The sequence below is a fragment of the Vibrio sp. Y51_MX_L26 genome, from assembly GCF_024181935.1.
Classification (GTDB): domain Bacteria; phylum Pseudomonadota; class Gammaproteobacteria; order Enterobacterales; family Vibrionaceae; genus Vibrio; species Vibrio diabolicus.
In genome coordinates, this window is sequence record NZ_JAMZAS010000002.1 from 159,945 (window position 1) to 179,114 (window position 19,170).

A 19,170-nucleotide genomic window follows, 5' to 3' on the forward strand; every position below is an offset into this window, starting at 1 on the left:
TTAGTCCTCCGCTAGTGGTTTGAAACGACGTAACTCAGTTAGACGGTAACCTGTGTAAGTACCTAGTAATAGAATACCGGCCAGAACAATCAACTGTAGACCAATGAAGTTAAAGGTTAGGTGCTGAATGTATGAGTTCGTCATCGCTAAGTAAACCAATACTGCGGTGAGCAGTGAGCCCCCACCTTGCAGAGCGACTTCTTTCGCACCTTCTTCTTCCCATAGGATAGACATACGTTCAATTGTCCATGACAAGATGATCATCGGGAAGAACGTAATTGTTAAGCCTTCCGTTAAGCCCATCTTAAATGCGACTACTGTGAACACCGAAATGATCATAATAACGGTAATAATGACCGCTGATATCCGTGCTACAAGCAGTAAGTTCAACCTCGATAAGTAACTTCGAATAATCAAGCCTGTGCCAACGATCAGTAAGAAACCGACAATACCCGTTAATAGCTGGGTTTGAACAAACGCAACAGCAATCAGTACTGGCATGAAAGTACCGGATGTTTTTAGACCGATAATCACGCGCAAGAACACCACGATAAGGGCACCGATAGGGATTAGCATGATGGTCTTAAACATTGCTTGTTCTTCAAGAGGCAAGCTATGAATTGAAATATTCAGCAGCCCATCAGCTTCTATCTTGTTGTTTGTTGCTTGCTGTGGAGTCATTTCTTGCTTGATCATTGAGAAATGAACTTGGCTATTTTTACCACCAACAAGATCAAGCAGGGATACATTCGACTCATCCCAAACTAATAAGTTTGGTTTCACGGCTTTCTGTTCGGAATTTGGTGAGAACAGCACCCAATCTTTACCCGACCAAACCTGAACCATTGGTTGAATGGTTTGGCGTCGACGTCCATCTTCTAGTTCGATAACACCGACTGTTTTGCTCTGTATACCTGCGGTAAGCAAAATATTATGTAGTGCATCAGTACGGCTGAAGTCATTCAGTAGTAGCGATGAATTTTGACTGTCTGGGTCATTAAGCGCTTTGATGAGCTCACGAGTAAAGGTCACATTGTCGGCAGAGCGACTCATCGCACGCTCTACAAGGGCATTTGCCGCCGCGGCTTGTGGCGCTGATAGAGTTGGTGGCGTAATGTCTTCAGTTGGTGGTAGAGGCGTAACTTTAGCCTGAGGGTCCACTAAGAACTGCGCTTTGTAGTAAATGGTTTGAGGACCTTTGGCCTGACGAATTGACCACTCGGCACGACGTCCAGAATCAGAATTAATGTAGGAAACGCCATAACCAGAAGAGGAAGCGGATTCACCGATAAGCGTATAACCACTTTGTGTATGAGGTGCTGCGAGTGAAGCTTTGACTTCATTGCCGTTAGCATTGAACTCAATACGTGCCTCTACATCCCATACCTGACGAGTTTCGCCTGGTGTCCAAGGCACGCCGTAGTTTTCATGTCTGAAAACACTCAAAGCAATGCCCGCAATCACCAATAAGATGATTGAAAGGTAAAACGGTATTTTTGACGTCATAATCTACCTTATTATTTTTTATCTTCGTCCGTTTGGATATAGGTACGACTTACATCGACAAGTGCGATGTCGCGCATAAATTCTCTACCCAGTAAAATAGGATGGTTCATATGCGAGCGATCTGCCAACGTAAATTGCGCTTTTTCATGAATTTTTCCAACGCGCACCCAAAGTTCTACTACAGCGCGACGTTCTAGTTCTTCACTGGTAACTTGGCGAATTTTTACGTAACGAATGACAGGCGCTTCAATCCAAGTATTTTTTTCTTCTTCGGATTTACTGGTATCTGCCAGGTGGAATCGAACCCAGTTTTTGCCGTTTCTTTCGAACTCTTCAATATCAACTGCATTTAAAGATGAGGTTGCGGCACCGGTGTCGACACGTGCATCAAAAGTCTGCTTAATGGAGTCAATAGTGACCTTTTCAATTGAGCCAAGGACAATATCATGAGTTGGTGTTGGTTCCACAGGAGCAGGAGATTGGACAATAATCGGCTCTTTTGGCTTTTTTACTTCTGCCATTGCTTCATCACGAAATGTCAGAAGTTCAACCTGTAGTTTATCGACTTGTTCTTCAAGGCTGTCGATATAGTCCGATTGGTTGCTGAGCTGAAGCTCTAAGTTAGTAATGCGATTATTGACATTCGCTTCTGAAGTTTGAATAGCCGCTAACGTTTCTTGGTGGTACTGTTCGCCTTTGGTTAGTGAGCATCCAGATAGTAAGGCGATGGCAACAATCGGGGTCAATCGTAATAACATTGAAAACCTTGGGATTGGATTAAGTTGTTTATTTTTTAGGAGTTTAGCTCATATCAATAAAGCCTCACAAGTAAGAATGTTTCTCTATTACTTATTGTTTGAGGAATAGTGATGAAAAGCTAAAAATCAAGGACATAAAAGCGCATCCTTATTTAGAGCGTGCTTATGTTTTGATGTAACAAATGGACTCGAAAAACAAACACGCTCAGTACGAGGAAAGAGGGTAATGTCTTAACTCGTAAAATGAGTTAAGACAATGTCAGGAATCTCAGCGAATTATGGTTTGCGAGCGACAAGAACCGCGCGGCGAGGGGCAGGGTAACCTTCTACAGTCTTGCTTGGGTCGTTCGGATCTAGATAGTCTGGTAGAGAGTTATGCGTCATCCAATCTGTGGTACGTTGTTCATCAACTGAAGTGACGTTTTCATCAACGATGCGCACATCTTCAAATCCTACCAACTCTAACCACACTTTCAGCGCTTTTGCTGAAGGGAAGAAATAGACATTACGCATTTGTGCGTAACGAGAAGTTGGAACCAACACTGCATTCTCATCACCTTCAATCACGAGTGTTTCCAATACTAGTTCACCACCAGACACTAATTGATCTTTTAGCTGCACCAAGTGATCCAGTGGAGAGCGACGGTGGTAAAGTACGCCCATGCTGAATACCGTGTCGAACGCTTCTAACTTAGGTAGTTGTTCAATACCCAGAGGTAACAGGTGTGCGCGTTGGTCGCCGCCCATGAGTTTACGAATCGCTTCAAACTGAATCAGGAACAGATGAGACGGGTCGATTCCTACACAAAGACGTGCGCCTTCACCGAGCATACGCCACATGTGGTAACCGTTGCCACAACCCACATCCAGAACACTGCGGTTTTTCAGCGGAGAAATATGCGGAAGCACGCGATCCCATTTCCAGTCACTGCGCCACTCGGTATCGATATGAATACCGTGCACCGTGTATGGGCCTTTGCGCCAAGGGTGGAATGTGCGTAGCAAGTTTTCTAACTTTTTCAGCTCACCTTCGTGGAAAGGCGTGTCGTTGCTGATGGTTACCGAGTTCTTGATGTCAATTTGATCTGGTGAGCCTTCTGGAATCTTGTTCAGTGCTTTCAACCAGCGACCAAAGTCACCGTGCTCTGCATTTTGCCAGTCCGTTAACTGTTGTGGTAACACATTCAGCCAAGGTTGAAGACGTGTGTCTTGGGCAATCAATTGGTAGAAGTTTGCAAAGTTAAACATAGTTAGTTAATCGCTGAGTTGATGGTATTAAAATTATTAAATAACAGCCTAAAGTGGCGTGATTCAGGGCCTTTGTATGCAAGGTTTATTTAATTGCGAACATAGAGCCAAAGTTAAAGCATTGGAACCAAACATCGTAGCTAGAAAAGCCAATTTTAGCGAAACGCTCTTTATGCTCTTTCTTTGAATCTGGGCGCATTACGTTTTCTATCGCGCTGCGCTTTTGGCTGATTTCTAGTTCGCTATAACCATTTGCACGTTTAAAGTCGTGGTGAAGGTCAATTAACAGCTCGTTTGACACTTCATCTTCGAAGACGAATTTCTCCGACAAAATCAAAATTCCGCCTGGACGTAGACCCGCGTAGATTCGTTCAAGCAGGGCGTAACGATCGTCTGGAGAAAGAAATTGCAGAGTAAAGTTCAGTACGACAACTGATGCGTTTTCAATATCGATATTACGAATATCCGCTTCAACCACATCTACAGGAGTATCGCTTCGGTACGCGTTTACATGTAATTTGCAACGCTCAACCATTGCAGGTGAATTGTCGACCGCAATGATCTTACAGCCTTCTTGTTTGATATGACGACGCATAGACAGCGTAGCAGCACCCAAAGAGCAACCTAGGTCGTAGATGTTTGAGTGAGGTTTTACAAAACGCTCTGCCAGCATACCAATTGCAGAAATAATGTTGCTGTAACCCGGCACCGATCGCTGAATCATGTCAGGAAAAACTTCCGCTACGCGTTCATCGAACGTGAAATCCCCAATTTTATCGATTGGAGCCGAAAAAATAGTATCTGGATTGCTCTTAGGGTTCATAACCAAATCTCTGCATACAAGCCGCCTGAAAACGTCAGGCACCAAAAAAGGCGCGTATTTTATGGGAATTTCGCGCCTCTGTCATGTGTTGCGTTAGAACATCTGCAACTGCGAGTTGCCATCGTCAGCTGGGAACGGCGCTAACTCAGGGAGCGTGATACGCTTTTGTATGTCTTTATACAGATTGGCTGCCAACTCCGGCGCAATTATATTGTCCGCAGTATGGATCATGACATACGGCTGTTTACCTTCTGCAATCCATTGCGGCAACTTGCTGAGCCATGGTGTAAAAAACTCGTAATTTTGCTGTTCTTCTGGATGACCAATAAAGCGAATCAAAGGGTGTGAAGCGGTAGCAATGGCGTGGACTGGTACTCTTGGTTTTTTCATTTGCGCATCAATGATCGCTTCATTGTCTGGCTTAGCGGCAAAGACAGGGCGGCTATCCATAATAATGCGGTCAATGTTATTTTCTACTAACCATTGGTTAAGTGCTCGCTCTTCTTCACCTTTGGAGAAAAATGCCATATGACGAACCTCAACACCAAGAGGGAAGTTAGGTGGAAAGCTCGCACAGAACTTTTTCAGTCGATCAAGGTGCTCAGGACCAAATGCCGCTGGCAATTGAATTGTCCATTGCCCCACACGGTCATGCAACGGCTCCATGACTTTCATGAAGTCTCTCAGCTGTTCGCTGCAACCTCTTAGCATTTGCTCATGAGTGATGGCTTTAGGAAGTTTGAAAGTAAAGCGAAAATCATCTTGGGTTGCTGCTCTCCAGTTTTGCACCGTGTTGAGCGTCGGCGTGGCATAAAATGTCGTGTTGCCTTCCACGGTATGGAACACCTGTGCATACTTTTCTAAACGTTCAGCGGGCTTTGTCCCGCTGCCGTAAAAGCTTTGTTGCCATTGATTGTGCGACCACATCGTCAATCCAAGTCGAAGAGGTAAGTTATCCATTATTCTTTACTGCTTGCTACTCGTGTGAATACTTTACGAGAGTTTTGCTGAAATAGGTAATTTCACGCTATAATCCCCACCAATTTTTTCGCTTTGGTGCGCTTTTGAACATTTGTTGTACTAAAAAGCACCAGTGAATGATAAAACACACGTAATTGTATGTTGAGTAGTCGATTTTCGTGGACATTCAGCGTATAACTGAATCTTTACTCTGCTTGGCAATGAGGCTGACAGAGCGTAGTTAACAACATTTGAGAGATTGGGAATTTCATTATGCGTACCCATTACTGTGGTCATCTGAACAAGTCCCTTGCAGGACAAACTGTAGAACTTTGCGGCTGGGTTAACCGTCGTCGTGATTTAGGCGGTCTTATTTTTATTGATATGCGAGATCGCGAAGGTATCGTTCAGGTAGTTGTTGATCCAGATATGGCGGATGCGTATGAAGTGGCTAACACACTTCGTAATGAATTCTGTATCAAACTAACGGGTGAAGTACGCGTTCGTCCAGAAAGCCAAGCAAACAAAGACATGACAACAGGTGAAGTTGAGATCCTTGCGACAGGTCTTGAAATCATCAACCGCAGTGACGTTTTGCCTCTAGACTTCAACCAAAAGAACTCTGAAGAGCAACGTCTGAAGTACCGTTACTTAGACCTTCGTCGTCCAGAAATGAGTGACCGCATCAAGCTACGTGCTAAAGCATCTAGCTTTGTTCGTCGTTTCCTAGATGACAACGGCTTCCTAGATATCGAAACACCAGTACTAACGAAAGCGACACCAGAAGGCGCGCGTGACTACCTAGTACCTAGCCGTGTTCACAAAGGCAGCTTCTACGCGCTTCCTCAGTCTCCACAGCTATTCAAACAGCTTCTAATGATGTCTGGTTTTGACCGTTACTACCAAATCGTTAAGTGTTTCCGTGATGAAGACTTACGTGCTGACCGTCAACCAGAATTCACTCAGATCGATATCGAAACGTCATTCATGACGGCTGAGCAAGTACGTGAAGTGACGGAAAACATGGTTCGCGATATGTGGCAAGAGCTACTAAACGTAGACCTAGGTCAGTTCCCAGTAATGCCATTCAGCGAAGCGATTCGCCGTTTCGGTTCTGACAAGCCAGACCTACGTAACCCACTAGAGCTAGTAGACGTTGCTGACCTAGTGAAAGACGTTGAGTTCAAAGTATTCTCTGGCCCAGCAAACGACGAGAAAGGCCGCGTTGCCGTTATTCGCGTTCCAGGTGGTGCATCTTTGACTCGTAAGCAAATTGATGGCTACGGTGAATTCGTTGGTATCTACGGTGCGAAAGGTCTAGCTTGGATGAAGGTTAACGACCGTGCTGCAGGCATGGAAGGTATCCAATCTCCAGTAGCTAAATTCCTAAACGAAGACGTGATCAACGGCATCCTAGATCGCACTCAAGCGGAATCTGGCGATATCATCCTATTTGGCGCTGATAAAGCGGGCATCGTTGCAGAAGCTATGGGCGCACTGCGTCTGAAGCTAGGTAAAGATCTAGAGCTAACTGACGAATCAGCATGGGCTCCACTATGGGTTGTTGACTTCCCAATGTTCGAAGAAGATGACGAAGGCAACCTACACGCGATGCACCACCCATTCACGTCACCTCTAGGTGTGACTGCGGAAGAGTTAAAAGCGAACCCAGCTGCGGCAAACTCTAACGCTTATGATATGGTTCTAAATGGTTACGAAGTTGGCGGCGGTTCTGTTCGTATCCACAACGCAGATATGCAAGAAGCCGTATTTGATATTCTAGGCATCACACCTGAAGAGCAACAGCTTAAGTTCGGCTTCCTGCTTGATGCACTGAAATTCGGTACGCCTCCACACGCTGGTCTTGCATTCGGTCTTGACCGTCTAGTGATGCTGCTATGTGGTACCGAGAACATCCGTGATGTTATCGCGTTCCCTAAAACAACAGCAGCGGCGTGTCTACTAACAGACGCACCAAGCATTGCGAACCCAGCAGCGCTAGAAGAGCTAGCAATCGCAGTGACTGCAGCGAAAGAAAAAGACGCAGAATAAGCGCACAACATTTGAAGAAAACTCCCGCAACTGCGGGAGTTTTTGTTTAAATAAACCCAAGAAACTTCCAAAGCAATTTCCCAAGCAACGCTTTTTAGCTCATGTTTGCTATTAAGCGTCAAAATACATTAAAAGGTGAATTATGGCAGGTCATAGTAAATGGGCGAATATTCGTCACCGTAAAGCAGCGCAAGATGCGAAGCGCGGCAAAATCTTTACCAAATTAATCCGTGAAATCGTTGTTGCGGCAAAAGAGGGAGGCGGTGAGCCAGAAAATAACCCACGTTTGCGAGCTGCAATTGATAAAGCGTTGTCTAACAACATGACGCGTGACACTGTCAACCGCGCTGTCAGCCGAGGTGCCGGTGGTGAAGGCGATGACAATATGGAAACCGTAATCTATGAAGGTTATGGTCCGGGTGGCACTGCGGTCATGGTCGAATGTATGACGGATAACCGAAATCGCACAGTATCTGGCGTACGCCATGCGTTCTCGAAGTCAGGAGGCAATCTGGGTACGGATGGTAGTGTAAACTATCTTTTCGACAAGAAAGGCGTGATCTCATACGCCCCAGGTTTAGATGAAGATGTGGTGATGGAAGTGGCGTTAGAAAGTGGCGCTGATGACATCGAAACATCAGAAGATGGCTCAATTGATGTTTACACCGCGCCAAGCGATTTTGGACTCGTAAAAGATGCCCTTGATGCCGCAGGTTTTGAGGCGGAGAACGCCGAAGTGTCGCTTATCCCTTCAACGAAAGCAGAACTGGATGTGGACACTGCGCCAAAACTGCTCCGTTTGATTGACGCTTTAGAAGATCTGGACGATGTTCAGGAGGTTTATCACAACGGTGACATCTCTGATGACGTTGCGGCCTCTCTAGAGTAAACTCAATGTGCAGTGAGCGGTATTCGCTCCGAAATTAGAAAGTAATAATAAGAAATTGAGGCCGCATTCGGCCTCATTTTTAGGAACATTCATGTCAATTATTTTGGGCATTGACCCAGGTTCACGCATTACCGGTTATGGGGTCATTCGTCAAAATGGACGCCATTTGCAATACCTTGGTAGTGGTTGTATTCGTACTTCAGAAAAAGAACTTCCGGGCCGTCTTAAGCAGATTTACGCTGGCGTCACGGAAATCATTACTCAGTTTCAACCGGACGTATTTGCGATTGAACAAGTGTTTATGGCTAAAAATGCGGATTCAGCATTAAAGCTTGGCCAGGCTCGTGGCAGCGCAATTGTTGCTGCGGTGAATGCAGAGTTGCCGGTATACGAATACGCCGCGCGTCTTATTAAGCAAGCTGTAGTCGGTACTGGTGGTGCGGACAAAGCGCAAGTTCAACATATGGTTCAGCAGATGCTTAAACTGCCCGCCAAGCCTCAAGCGGATGCAGCCGATGCTTTAGGTGTGGCGATTTGTCATGCCAATACGAACAAAACCCTCGTTGCCTTAGCGGGCAAAGCAACCAGTGCCAGAAAAGGGCGCTACCGATAAAATTAACTGGATGTCTATCCAGTTCTTTATTATCCTGTCGCAAATTCATTTCCAAAGAGTATTTATAGTGATTGGACGTCTTCGTGGCACACTGATTGAAAAACAACCACCTGAAGTGTTAATTGAAGTTAATGGCATTGGTTATGAAGTCCAGATGCCAATGAGCTGTTTTTACGAGCTGCCAAATGTTGGCGAAGAAGCCATTATTTATACTCACTTTGTCGTCCGTGAAGATGCACAATTGCTATACGGTTTCAACACAGTAAAAGAACGAGCACTTTTCCGTGAAGTGATCAAAGCCAATGGCGTTGGTCCTAAACTCGGTCTTGGTATTCTCTCTGGTATGACAGCAACGCAATTTGTTACTTGTGTGGAACATGAAGACGTTTCTACGCTGGTTAAGCTTCCAGGCGTTGGCAAGAAAACCGCAGAGCGATTGGTTGTTGAAATGAAAGACCGCTTGAAAGGGTGGGGCGCTGGCGATCTATTTACACCATTTACGGATGCTGCTCCTGCGGATTCTGGTTCGACATCCAACAACGCGGAAGAAGAGGCAATTAGCGCGCTTCTAGCTTTGGGTTACAAGCCGACTCAAGCGTCGAAAGTGGTGTCTCAAATTGCTAAACCGGACATGAGCAGTGAGCAAATGATCCGTGAAGCTCTAAAATCAATGGTGTAACGCTGGTTTCACAGTGAGCATTTGTTCAAGATAACTCACTCTCTAAGGTTAATGCCAGTCGCTTAACGATGTTTTTGTGTCATTCCAGCGAGCCTTGGTGAGACCAGGAATCTAATTGCAGCGCGCTGAGCGGTTAATGAAACAATTTTGACCATAAAGTGCTCGGATAGAAGATCCTGTATCACGCTCCTTCGTCGCTGTACAGGATGACGAGATACAGAAATATGCCACTTGCTGTTAAACGAGCGGCATTATTCTCTCAGGTAACCATTTTTCAAGGTAAAAAGATGATTGAAGCCGATCGTTTAATCGCTCCAGAAAACCCTGCCTTTCGTGATGAAGATGTCATTGATCGTGCTATTCGACCAAAGAAGTTGGCGGATTACCAAGGTCAGGACCACGTTCGTGACCAAATGGAGATCTTCATCAAAGCTGCTCAGTTACGTAGTGAAGCTCTTGATCACCTGTTAATTTTTGGCCCTCCGGGTTTGGGTAAAACCACGCTAGCAAATATTGTCGCCAACGAGATGGAAGTAAACATCCGTACTACTTCAGGGCCAGTTCTTGAAAAAGCAGGCGATTTAGCCGCGTTACTAACCAACCTAGAAGAAAATGACGTTCTATTTATTGATGAAATTCACCGCTTAAGCCCGATGGTTGAAGAGGTTCTGTATCCGGCGATGGAAGATTATCAACTGGATATTATGATCGGTGAAGGTCCGGCCGCTCGTTCTATTAAGATCGATTTGCCGCCGTTTACTTTGATTGGTGCAACGACCCGAGCGGGCTCTTTAACGTCACCATTACGAGACCGTTTTGGTATTACTCAGCGTCTTGAGTTTTATAAGATAAAAGACCTACAAGATATTGTGCAGCGCAGCGCGGATTGTTTAGGTTTGTCAATGGAACCTGAAGGCGCCTTGGAAGTGGCAAGACGTGCACGTGGCACACCACGTATTGCTAACCGCCTACTACGTCGTGTTCGCGATTATGCGGAAGTGAAAGGAAATGGTCACATTTGTGCAAAGGTTGCCGACAAAGCGCTGAATATGCTTGATGTGGACGCCGAAGGTTTCGATTATATGGACCGCAAACTGCTACTCGCAATTATGGAGAAATTTGGTGGTGGTCCGGTCGGACTCGATAACATGGCGGCAGCGATAGGTGAAGAAAAGGATACTATCGAAGACGTTCTTGAGCCTTATCTTATTCAGCAAGGTTATTTACAACGCACTCCACGTGGAAGAATCGCGACAGATCGTGCGTATTTGCATTTCGGAATTGAAAAATAAGATTCCCGCGCTGGGCCTTTGCGGCCCAGCGCTTCATTAAAGTTGACCAAACTCACATTTTTTGAATTTCTTCTCATACCAGTTTAGTAAGTAAAAAGCATTGATTGTTAACTCTATGTTTGCTCGCAACTGGTTAATTTCTCTCCTGATTACTCTCTCTTAACATCCGTATCTAATACTGGTTGATCTGGATCAATGTGATGGATTTTTGTTCAAATTCCGCGCATAAACATTGACGTATATCAAAGCGCATTCCGGCTATAAACCTTTTGAAACAATCTGTTTTTACAAGTAATATTAGCCCTAGCTATATTAGCTGATGCTTAACAATTAACTAACCAATGAAGCACATTTTTGCAACAATGAGTTGTGATAATTCAACATTTTTCAAGTGTAAATAACACTTGAATATGGATTGCAATATGTAGAGAGTGTCATTCAGCCGACACATAGGAGTTACCATGATTGACGTAGTTGATCTATCGCGGTTGCAGTTTGCACTGACAGCGATGTATCACTTCCTATTCGTACCATTGACCCTTGGTATGGCCTTCCTTCTGGCCATTATGGAATCGATGTACGTAATGACGAACAAGCAAATCTACAAGGACATGACCAAGTTCTGGGGTAAGCTATTCGGTATTAACTTTGCACTTGGTGTGGCGACAGGCCTTACCATGGAATTCCAGTTTGGTACGAACTGGTCTTACTACTCCCACTATGTAGGTGACATCTTCGGTGCGCCGCTAGCGATCGAAGCCCTTGTCGCATTCTTCCTGGAGTCAACTTTTGTTGGTCTATTCTTCTTCGGGTGGGATCGTCTATCTAAACGTCAACACTTAGCGGTTACCTGGCTTGTGGCGCTGGGCTCTAACTTCTCTGCACTTTGGATTCTTATCGCAAACGGCTGGATGCAAAACCCAGTAGGCGCGGACTTCAACTTCGAAACCATGCGAATGGAAATGGTGAGCTTCTCTGAGGTTGTACTAAACCCAGTAGCTCAGGTTAAGTTCGTGCATACGGTTGCTTCTGGTTACACTTGTGGCGCAATGTTTATTCTAGGCATCAGTTCATACTACCTATTAAAAGGTCGTGACATTGCGTTTGCTCGTCGTTCATTTGCCATCGCTGCTTCTTTCGGTATTGCGGCTATCTTATCTACCATCGTTCTTGGCGATGAATCTGGCTACGAGCTTGGTGAAGTTCAAAAAGTGAAGCTTGCTGCAATTGAAGCAGAGTGGCACACAGAACCAGCTCCAGCAGCGTTTACGTTGTTTGGTGTTCCTAACCAAGAAACCATGCACACAGATTACGCAATCAAGATCCCTTACGTAATGGGTATCATCGCGACACGTTCTTTTGATGAGCAAGTAACAGGTCTTCGTGACCTACGTGATGAGCACGTCGATCGTATTCGTGACGGTATGTACGCTTATGAACTTCTAGAGAAGCTTCGCGCAGGTGACAAGTCAGAAGAAAACATGACTGCGTTTGATGAAGTGAAGGGTGACCTAGGTTACGGTCTACTTCTAAAACGCTACACAGACAATGTTGTTGATGCGACAGAAGAGCAAATCCAAGCTGCTGCGGATGACTCAATCCCAACAGTATGGCCGCTATTCTGGTCATTCCGTATCATGGTTGCTTGTGGTTTCATCATGCTATTCGTTTTCGGTGCGGCATTTATTCAAACGTGTCGTCAGAAGATCGAACAGAAACAATGGATTCTTAAAGCTGCACTATTCAGCATCCCACTACCGTGGATTGCGATTGAAGCGGGTTGGTTCGTCGCTGAGTACGGTCGTCAGCCATGGGCTGTTGGTGAAATTTTACCAGTGCACGTTGCAGCTTCTGCACTAACTGCTGGCGAAATCTGGACTTCACTCTTCGCAATTCTGGCGCTATACACGGTATTCCTGGTTGCAGAAGTTTACCTAATGTTGAAATTCGCTCGTAAAGGCCCAAGCAGCCTGAAAACGGGTCGCTACCACTTCGAGCAAAATGCTGACTCTGTTGAAGACAAAGTTAGTCGCCAAGTAGAAGCGTAAGGTAAGGAGATAACAAGATGTTTGATTACGAAATCTTGCGACTCATCTGGTGGGTACTAATCGGTGTTCTACTAGTTGGTTTTGCAGTAACAGACGGTTTCGATATGGGTGTAGGCGCGCTTGTACCTATTATCGGTAAAAACGACACGCAACGTCGCGTCATGATTAACTCAATTGCCCCTCACTGGGATGGTAACCAAGTTTGGCTTATCACTGCTGGTGGTGCATTGTTTGCAGCTTGGCCTTTGGTTTACGCAACGTCATTTTCAGGCTTCTACTTAGCGATGATTTTGACACTAGCAGCGCTATGGCTTCGTCCTCTGGGCCTAGACTACCGCTCTAAAATTGAAGATCCAAAATGGCGCAATACCTGGGATATCTGTATCTCAATCAGTGGTTTTGTTCCACCAATCATCTTTGGTGTAGCGTTTGGCAACCTACTACAGGGTGTACCATTCCAATTGAGTGAGTTCTTGATGCCAACATACCATGGCTCATTCTTTGGTCTTCTAAACCCATTTGCACTGCTGTGTGGCTTAGTTAGTTTGTTCATGATTTTGATGCAAGGTTCGACTTGGCTACAAATGAAAACAACGGGCGAAGTGCATGTGCGTGCTCGCAACGTTGCTCAGTTGGCTGGTTTACTGACGGTTGCAGCGTTTGTAGCGGCTGGTTTCTGGATCCAAAATATTGATGGTTACGTCATTGTTGGCGGTATCGACAGTAATGCAGCTTCTAACCCTCTAAACAAAGAGGTAATCCGTGAAGCTGGTGCGTGGATGAAGAATTTTGAAAACTACCCACTACTATGGGCTGCTCCTGTACTAGGTGTCGCAATGCCGCTTCTTGCCGTATTGGCATCTCGTCTTGAAAAATGTGCGATTTCGTTCATTACTTCAAGTCTGGGTGTTGCTGGCGTTATCTTTACTGCAGGTTTTGCGATGTTCCCATTCATCATGCCTTCAGACTTAATGCCAAGCCACAGCTTAACAATGTGGGATGCAACGTCATCTGAACTGACTCTGAACCTAATGACAGGCGTTGCGTTTGTTATGGTGCCAATCATCCTTGGTTACACGTCTTGGACTTACTACAAGATGTTTGGTCGCCTTGATGATCAGTACATTGAAGACAACAAAAACTCACTTTACTAAGGAGCATTTACTATGTGGTATTTCGCATGGATTCTAGGTGTACTACTTGCTTGTGCATTCGGTATCATCAACGCTCTTTGGTTAGAGCACTCAGAAATGATGGACAAAGACAGTGAGTAATCTCGCTGATAAGGTAGCGCAACTTCACGCTCCGATGGATAAGACTCTGTTAAGAGTCTTATCTCTCATCCTTGGCTTTATGCATGTAGGATTGGTGATGTGGGATCCTGAAGCTTACCATCAAGCAATTGGTGGTTTTAACTCAATCATCGCACCAGCACTGATTTGGTCTGTATGCTCAAGCATGGTTTACGGTGTGGGCTTCAAACCGAGAAACTGGTACTGGCAAGCTTTGTTTAGTCCCTACTTTTCGTTAGCTATCTTAATTTATTTAACGGCACTTTATTTCTTTTAGGCTGAAATACGCTGTAATAAAGTCGGTTACTAAATCATCGAATAAAAGCTAGGTATTTCGCCTAGCTTTTATTTTTTCTACAAATTTCAAAAATATTCCCTTAGCTCGGTACCAATTGCTGTCGCTTCAGTTATAGTAATTACTTTAAAGAATTGAATATATTGGGACTCCCTTGCTAGGCACATCAAATCTCTTTCGCTGGCCGATCACCGTGTACTATGAAGACACCGATGCGGGCGGCGTTGTATATCATTCTAATTATCTAAAATTCTTTGAGCGCGCGCGGACAGAAATGTTACGTGCCAAAGGCATTTCTCAACATGTGTTACTGGAACAAAATATCGGCTTTGTTGTCCGACACATGGATATTGATTTCAACCAAGGGGCAAGGCTGGACGAGCATTTGACAGTATTAACCCGAGTGTCAGAAATAAAACGTGCTTCCCTGCAATTCTGTCAAGAGTTGGTCAATGATCAAGGCAAGATATTGTGCAAGGCCTCTGTTAAGGTAGCATGTATCGATAATAAGAAAATGAAACCAATAGCTATTCCAACCTTTATAAATTCGGAGCTAACAAATAGTGACTGCTGATATTTCCATTTTAGATCTCTTTCTTCAGGCTAGTCTGTTGGTAAAGCTTGTGATGCTGACGTTGCTTGGTATGTCAATTGTGTCATGGGCAATGATCATCAAGCGCAGCAAAGTGCTTTCTCAAGCCTCAAAGAATGCAGAGCAGTTTGAAGACAAATTCTGGTCGGGTACTGATCTTTCTCAGCTTTACCAAAAAGTAAAAGCGCGTAAAGACGAAATTGAAGGCACAGAAGAAATTTTTTACGCAGGTTTCACGGAGTTTGCTCGTCTACGTAAGAGCAACGCAAACTCACCAGCGTACATCATGGAAGGCACTGGCCGCGCAATGCGCGTTGCTGTCTCTCGTGAAGTTGATGAACTAGAAACAAGCTTACCGTTCTTAGCGACAGTCGGTTCTATCAGTCCTTACATCGGCCTATTTGGTACCGTTTGGGGCATCATGCACGCTTTTATTGCGTTGGGTGAAGTAAAACAAGCTACGTTGTCTATGGTTGCACCGGGTATCGCCGAGGCATTGATCGCGACAGCGATGGGTCTATTTGCGGCTATCCCGGCTGTAATGGCCTACAACCGCCTAAGCAATAAAGTGAGCAAACTAGAGCACACTTACGCAACATTTTCTGAAGAATTCCACAGCATCCTTCATCGTCAAGCGATGGCTGGCCGAGACAGCGCGGATAAGGAATAAAGCATGGCGGGTTATCAACCTAAAAAGCGAAAAATGACAGCGGAGATCAACGTTGTTCCGTACATTGACGTAATGCTCGTACTGTTGATCATTTTTATGGCTACCGCTCCATTTGTGACTCAAGGCGTCGATGTTGATCTTCCGAAAACATCGACCGCTGAATCTATGCAAGACCTTGCTGGCGAAACTGACAGTAGTTTTATCATCATCGAAATTGATAGCGAGGGTAATTTAGGCCTAAGCGTAAACGATGAAGAAGTTCAACGAGGTTTGTCGTTGCAAGATGTTATTGTGCGAGTGAAAGCGGAGCGAGAGGTTAAGCCAGATTCACCAGTTGCGGTAGGTGGCGACGCGGCAACACCATATGCCGATGTTGTGCTATTGCTGGATGAACTAAGTCGAGCTGGTATCCCTAAGGTAGGTCTAATGACCGATATCAGCGAATAGACATCAATTATCTATGAAAGATCACAAGAAGAAACCCAACCAATACGCCAAACCGATAGCGATATCGGTTGGTTTGCATGCAATTCTCGTTGCAGCCCTGCTTTGGGGGACGGACTTCAACATGTCTAAACCAGAGCCTACAGGGCAAATGGTTCAAGCTGTTGTCATCGATCCAAAACTTGTGCAGCAACAAGCGAAAGAAATTCGCCAGCAACGCGAAAAGGCAGCAAAAAAAGAACAAGAGCGTCTTGATAAATTGAGACGCGAAGCAGAGCAGCTAGAAAAAAACCGTAAAGCTGAAGAAGAGCAAATTCGCAAGTTGAAAGAACAGCAAGCGAAAGATGCTCAAGCGGCACGAGAAGCAGAAGCTGCACGTAAGAAAAAAGAGCAAGAGCGCAAGCAGGAAGAAGAACGCGTTCGCAAAGAAAAAGAGCGAGCTGCTAAGCTAGAGAAAGAGCGTAAGGCAAAAGAAGAAGCTGTGCGTAAAGCTGAGCAGGAGCGTTTAGCAAAAGAAGCGGCTATAGCAAAAGCTGAGCAAGAACGTCTAGCTCGTGAAAAGGCAGCAAAAGAAGCGGAAGAAAAAGCACGTCGTGAGCGTGAAGCCGCTGAAAAAGCTGAAAAAGCGCGCATTGCAAAAGAGAAAGCGGCAAAAGAAGCGGCAGAGCGAGAGCGCAAAGCGAGAGAAGCTGCAGAACGTGCGGAGCGCGAGCGTAAAGCGCAAGAAGCCGCGCTAGATGATATTTTTGCGGGCCTTGAGGATGAGGTTAGTAAAAATAGTGCTGCTCGAAATCAATTTATTGACGACGAACTTTCTCGAATGTCATCCATCTATACTCAAAATATTCAGCAAAAGTTGATTAAGGATGACTACTTGCTGGGAAAGGAGTGTAGGGTAAACATCAAATTGATTCCGACAGGAACTGATATGATGGTCTCTGGTGTTACCGTTTTGAGTGGCGATACTCGAGTATGTGCAGCGGCGAAGCGAGCGATAGCTCAGGTAGGGACGTTCCCTAAATCTTCAGAAGCTGCGGTAAACGAAAGACTAAAAGACATCAATATAACTGTTGCTTTGGACTAAAAGGAATAAGACGTGATTAGACGCCTTTTACTAGGAATGTTTGTACTGTTTAGCAGTATGACAAATGTGGCGAATGCCGCATTAGAGTTGGTCATTACCGATGGTATTGATTCAGCACGACCAATTGCTGTTGTTCCGTTTAAGTGGGAGGGCACTCAAGCGCTTCCAACGGATATTTCTGCTGTTATTGCCTCGGATTTGCAACGCAGTGGTAAGTTCAGCCCCGTTCCAACGAGCAAGATGCCACAAACTCCGTTCAGTGAATCAGAAGTCAATTTTGATGCCTGGACTAATTTAGGTGTAGATGCTCTGCTGACTGGCTCAATCAAACAAAATGCTCAAGGTGATTACGTTATCAACTACCAACTTGTTGATATTGTGCGTGGCCAGCTAACGGGCGGGAAAAGTAAAGCGCTTGGTAGCGATGGCGAATTAGTACTGTCAAAAGATCATGTGCTGTTCAATAAGGTCGCGACCGTTCAAGGCCCTCGCATGCGTGAGTACGCTCACCGCATCTCTGATTTGGTGTATGAGCAGTTAACGGGTGACCGTGGTGCCTTCATGACCCGTATTGCATACGTGGTGGTGAATGATAAAGACCGTTTCCCTTACCAACTTCGTGTGGCTGATTACGATGGCTACAACGAGCGCTTGGTTTTACGTTCTAAGCAACCATTAATGTCACCAGCATGGTCGCCAGATGGTAAAAAGCTTGCGTATGTTAGCTTCCAAAATGGTCAAGCAGAAATCTTTATCATGAACATCTACACCGGTGAGCGTGAGAAGATTACTTCATACCCACGTCATAATGGTGCGCCAAGATTTTCGCCTGATGGCAACAAGTTAGCGATTGTTCTCTCTAAGACAGGCTCGCTTCATGTTTATACATTTGACCTTAACACTCGTAAGCTGACGCAAATTACGCGTGGCAGATCAAATAATACGGAACCGTTCTGGCATCCGGATGGAAAATCGTTGATTTTCACATCGGATAGGGGTGGTAAACCACAGATTTATCAAGTAAATTTGGGCAGCGGTTCTATTGACCGTTTGACTTGGCAAGGCAGCCAAAATTTGGGTGGCCAGATTACTCCTGATGGGCGATTCCTAGTAATGGTGAACCGCAGCAACGCAGGATTTAACTTGGCGAAACAAGATTTGGAAACTGGTGCTCTTCAAGTCTTAACTAAGACCTTGCTTGATGAGTCTCCTAGTATTGCCCCAAACGGTGGCATGGTTGTGTATAGCTCGATTTACAACAAGAAAAACGTACTATCGATGGTGTCAATTGATGGTCGATTCAAAGCTAGATTACCGGCAACAAATGGGCGTGTTAGAGCGCCTGCATGGTCACCGTTTTTGTAGTAATAAGTTTGATTAATAAAGGAAAATAAGATGCAACTGAACAAGGTTCTAAAAGGGCTACTAATCGCGCTTCCTGTAATGGCTGTTACAGCGTGTAGTTCAAGCGACGACGCTGCTTCTAACACTGGTGCAGCAACAAACAACAATGGCGCAGTTGAAACAACAGTAGCTACGCCAATTGATCAAAGCGGTCAGCTAACAGAGCAAGAGCTAAAAGAGCAAGCGCTACGCGAAACTCAAACAATCTACTTTGCTTTTGATAACTCAACAATTGCAGCAGATTACGAAGAGATGCTTGCAGCTCACGCTTCTTACCTAAGCAAGAACCCAGCACTTAACGTAACTATCGAAGGTCACGCTGATGAGCGTGGTACTCCTGAGTACAACATCGCTCTAGGTGAGCGTCGTGCACAAGCAGTAGCGAACTACCTACAAGCACTAGGTGTTCAAGCTGACCAAATCTCAATCGTTAGCTACGGTGAAGAGAAGCCACTTCTTCTAGGTCAATCAGATGAAGTTTACGCTAAGAACCGTCGCGCGGTTCTAGTATACTAATTCGA

Annotated in this window: 20 protein-coding genes; 15 read left to right on the forward strand and 5 right to left on the reverse strand. The window is 45.1% G+C overall.

Annotated features, from left to right (window positions below; translation table 11 throughout):
* The 5 genes from NL645_RS06875 to NL645_RS06895 all read right to left on the reverse strand — a co-directional run bounded on the left by NL645_RS06875 (nt 1) and on the right by NL645_RS06895 (nt 5,295).
* Nucleotides 1-1,506 carry an inactive transglutaminase family protein gene (locus NL645_RS06875; RefSeq protein WP_005390741.1) on the reverse strand — a complete coding sequence of 502 codons (1,506 nt, stop codon included), beginning with the start codon at nt 1,504-1,506 and terminating at the stop codon, nt 1-3.
* 11 nt (nt 1,507-1,517) lie between these two features.
* Nucleotides 1,518-2,264 (reverse strand): ATP-dependent zinc protease, encoded by a 747-nt coding sequence (locus NL645_RS06880; protein ID WP_012841986.1) that lies wholly within the window; start codon nt 2,262-2,264, stop codon nt 1,518-1,520.
* A 276-nt stretch (nt 2,265-2,540) separates the two neighbouring features.
* Complete coding sequence (cmoB, locus tag NL645_RS06885; protein ID WP_253651464.1) at nt 2,541-3,512, reverse strand: tRNA 5-methoxyuridine(34)/uridine 5-oxyacetic acid(34) synthase CmoB; 972 nt, start codon at nt 3,510-3,512, stop codon at nt 2,541-2,543.
* Nucleotides 3,513-3,597: 85 nt separating this feature from the next.
* Complete coding sequence (gene cmoA / locus NL645_RS06890; protein ID WP_048626189.1) at nt 3,598-4,335, reverse strand: carboxy-S-adenosyl-L-methionine synthase CmoA; 738 nt, start codon at nt 4,333-4,335, stop codon at nt 3,598-3,600.
* A 93-nt stretch (nt 4,336-4,428) separates the two neighbouring features.
* The gene (locus tag NL645_RS06895; RefSeq protein ID WP_253651465.1) at nt 4,429-5,295 is read right to left on the reverse strand and encodes a DUF72 domain-containing protein; all 867 of its coding nucleotides are present in this window, start codon (nt 5,293-5,295) and stop codon (nt 4,429-4,431) included.
* A 273-nt stretch (nt 5,296-5,568) separates the two neighbouring features.
* Between NL645_RS06895 and aspS the strand changes: the two genes are divergently transcribed.
* The 15 genes from aspS to pal all read left to right on the forward strand — a co-directional run bounded on the left by aspS (nt 5,569) and on the right by pal (nt 19,165).
* On the forward strand, nt 5,569-7,347 hold the full coding sequence (gene aspS, locus NL645_RS06900) for an aspartate--tRNA ligase (RefSeq protein WP_253651466.1): 1,779 nt from the start codon (nt 5,569-5,571) through the stop codon (nt 7,345-7,347).
* A gap of 142 nt (nt 7,348-7,489) precedes the next feature.
* Nucleotides 7,490-8,236 carry a YebC/PmpR family DNA-binding transcriptional regulator gene (locus NL645_RS06905; protein ID WP_012841981.1) on the forward strand — a complete coding sequence of 249 codons (747 nt, stop codon included), beginning with the start codon at nt 7,490-7,492 and terminating at the stop codon, nt 8,234-8,236.
* Nucleotides 8,237-8,327: 91 nt separating this feature from the next.
* Nucleotides 8,328-8,849, forward strand: coding sequence for a crossover junction endodeoxyribonuclease RuvC (ruvC, locus tag NL645_RS06910; protein ID WP_012841980.1), 522 nt, complete (start codon nt 8,328-8,330; stop codon nt 8,847-8,849).
* Nucleotides 8,850-8,916: 67 nt separating this feature from the next.
* Nucleotides 8,917-9,528, forward strand: coding sequence for a Holliday junction branch migration protein RuvA (gene ruvA / locus NL645_RS06915; protein ID WP_005390750.1), 612 nt, complete (start codon nt 8,917-8,919; stop codon nt 9,526-9,528).
* A 287-nt stretch (nt 9,529-9,815) separates the two neighbouring features.
* Complete coding sequence (gene ruvB, locus NL645_RS06920) at nt 9,816-10,820, forward strand: Holliday junction branch migration DNA helicase RuvB (protein WP_164666256.1); 1,005 nt, start codon at nt 9,816-9,818, stop codon at nt 10,818-10,820.
* Nucleotides 10,821-11,281: 461 nt separating this feature from the next.
* Nucleotides 11,282-12,868: a cytochrome ubiquinol oxidase subunit I gene (gene cydA / locus NL645_RS06925; RefSeq protein WP_012841977.1), complete on the forward strand. Its 1,587-nt coding sequence runs from the start codon at nt 11,282-11,284 to the stop codon at nt 12,866-12,868.
* A gap of 17 nt (nt 12,869-12,885) precedes the next feature.
* Nucleotides 12,886-14,022, forward strand: a complete 1,137-nt coding sequence (cydB, locus tag NL645_RS06930; RefSeq protein WP_253651467.1) for a cytochrome d ubiquinol oxidase subunit II — start codon at nt 12,886-12,888, stop codon at nt 14,020-14,022.
* Nucleotides 14,023-14,034: 12 nt separating this feature from the next.
* Nucleotides 14,035-14,142 carry a cytochrome bd-I oxidase subunit CydX gene (gene cydX, locus NL645_RS06935; protein WP_000270284.1) on the forward strand — a complete coding sequence of 36 codons (108 nt, stop codon included), beginning with the start codon at nt 14,035-14,037 and terminating at the stop codon, nt 14,140-14,142.
* Nucleotides 14,135-14,437, forward strand: a complete 303-nt coding sequence (ybgE, locus tag NL645_RS06940; protein WP_041852976.1) for a cyd operon protein YbgE — start codon at nt 14,135-14,137, stop codon at nt 14,435-14,437. The genes cydX and ybgE overlap by 8 nt, the downstream gene beginning before the upstream one ends.
* Nucleotides 14,438-14,609: 172 nt before the next feature.
* A complete protein-coding gene (gene ybgC / locus NL645_RS06945; RefSeq protein ID WP_243327126.1) occupies nt 14,610-15,029 on the forward strand; it encodes a tol-pal system-associated acyl-CoA thioesterase in 420 nt (139 codons plus the stop codon).
* Nucleotides 15,019-15,717, forward strand: a complete 699-nt coding sequence (gene tolQ / locus NL645_RS06950) for a protein TolQ (protein ID WP_005378301.1) — start codon at nt 15,019-15,021, stop codon at nt 15,715-15,717. Before ybgC ends, tolQ begins: the two co-directional genes overlap by 11 nt.
* Before the next feature lie 3 nt (nt 15,718-15,720).
* The gene (locus NL645_RS06955) at nt 15,721-16,164 is read left to right on the forward strand and encodes an ExbD/TolR family protein (protein ID WP_253651468.1); all 444 of its coding nucleotides are present in this window, start codon (nt 15,721-15,723) and stop codon (nt 16,162-16,164) included.
* Between the two features lie 13 nt (nt 16,165-16,177).
* Nucleotides 16,178-17,245 carry a cell envelope integrity protein TolA gene (gene tolA, locus NL645_RS06960; protein WP_253651469.1) on the forward strand — a complete coding sequence of 356 codons (1,068 nt, stop codon included), beginning with the start codon at nt 16,178-16,180 and terminating at the stop codon, nt 17,243-17,245.
* A 12-nt stretch (nt 17,246-17,257) separates the two neighbouring features.
* Nucleotides 17,258-18,610, forward strand: coding sequence for a Tol-Pal system beta propeller repeat protein TolB (tolB, locus tag NL645_RS06965; protein ID WP_005390758.1), 1,353 nt, complete (start codon nt 17,258-17,260; stop codon nt 18,608-18,610).
* Nucleotides 18,611-18,640: 30 nt separating this feature from the next.
* Complete coding sequence (gene pal / locus NL645_RS06970; protein ID WP_005378293.1) at nt 18,641-19,165, forward strand: peptidoglycan-associated lipoprotein Pal; 525 nt, start codon at nt 18,641-18,643, stop codon at nt 19,163-19,165.
* Nucleotides 19,166-19,170 lie beyond the last annotated feature (5 nt).

What these genes read in the sequence shown, in the direction of transcription:
- NL645_RS06875 (WP_005390741.1), bottom strand. Translation starts at nt 1,506, where the DNA reads ATGACGTCAAAAATACCGTTTTACCTTTCAATCATCTTATTGGTGATT.
- NL645_RS06880 (WP_012841986.1), bottom strand. Translation starts at nt 2,264, where the DNA reads ATGTTATTACGATTGACCCCGATTGTTGCCATCGCCTTACTATCTGGA.
- cmoB (WP_253651464.1), bottom strand. Translation starts at nt 3,512, where the DNA reads ATGTTTAACTTTGCAAACTTCTACCAATTGATTGCCCAAGACACACGT.
- cmoA (WP_048626189.1), bottom strand. Translation starts at nt 4,335, where the DNA reads ATGAACCCTAAGAGCAATCCAGATACTATTTTTTCGGCTCCAATCGAT.
- NL645_RS06895 (WP_253651465.1), bottom strand. Translation starts at nt 5,295, where the DNA reads ATGGATAACTTACCTCTTCGACTTGGATTGACGATGTGGTCGCACAAT.
- aspS (WP_253651466.1), top strand. Translation starts at nt 5,569, where the DNA reads ATGCGTACCCATTACTGTGGTCATCTGAACAAGTCCCTTGCAGGACAA.
- NL645_RS06905 (WP_012841981.1), top strand. Translation starts at nt 7,490, where the DNA reads ATGGCAGGTCATAGTAAATGGGCGAATATTCGTCACCGTAAAGCAGCG.
- ruvC (WP_012841980.1), top strand. Translation starts at nt 8,328, where the DNA reads ATGTCAATTATTTTGGGCATTGACCCAGGTTCACGCATTACCGGTTAT.
- ruvB (WP_164666256.1), top strand. Translation starts at nt 9,816, where the DNA reads ATGATTGAAGCCGATCGTTTAATCGCTCCAGAAAACCCTGCCTTTCGT.
- cydA (WP_012841977.1), top strand. Translation starts at nt 11,282, where the DNA reads ATGATTGACGTAGTTGATCTATCGCGGTTGCAGTTTGCACTGACAGCG.
- cydB (WP_253651467.1), top strand. Translation starts at nt 12,886, where the DNA reads ATGTTTGATTACGAAATCTTGCGACTCATCTGGTGGGTACTAATCGGT.
- cydX (WP_000270284.1), top strand. Translation starts at nt 14,035, where the DNA reads ATGTGGTATTTCGCATGGATTCTAGGTGTACTACTTGCTTGTGCATTC.
- NL645_RS06955 (WP_253651468.1), top strand. Translation starts at nt 15,721, where the DNA reads ATGGCGGGTTATCAACCTAAAAAGCGAAAAATGACAGCGGAGATCAAC.
- tolA (WP_253651469.1), top strand. Translation starts at nt 16,178, where the DNA reads ATGAAAGATCACAAGAAGAAACCCAACCAATACGCCAAACCGATAGCG.
- pal (WP_005378293.1), top strand. Translation starts at nt 18,641, where the DNA reads ATGCAACTGAACAAGGTTCTAAAAGGGCTACTAATCGCGCTTCCTGTA.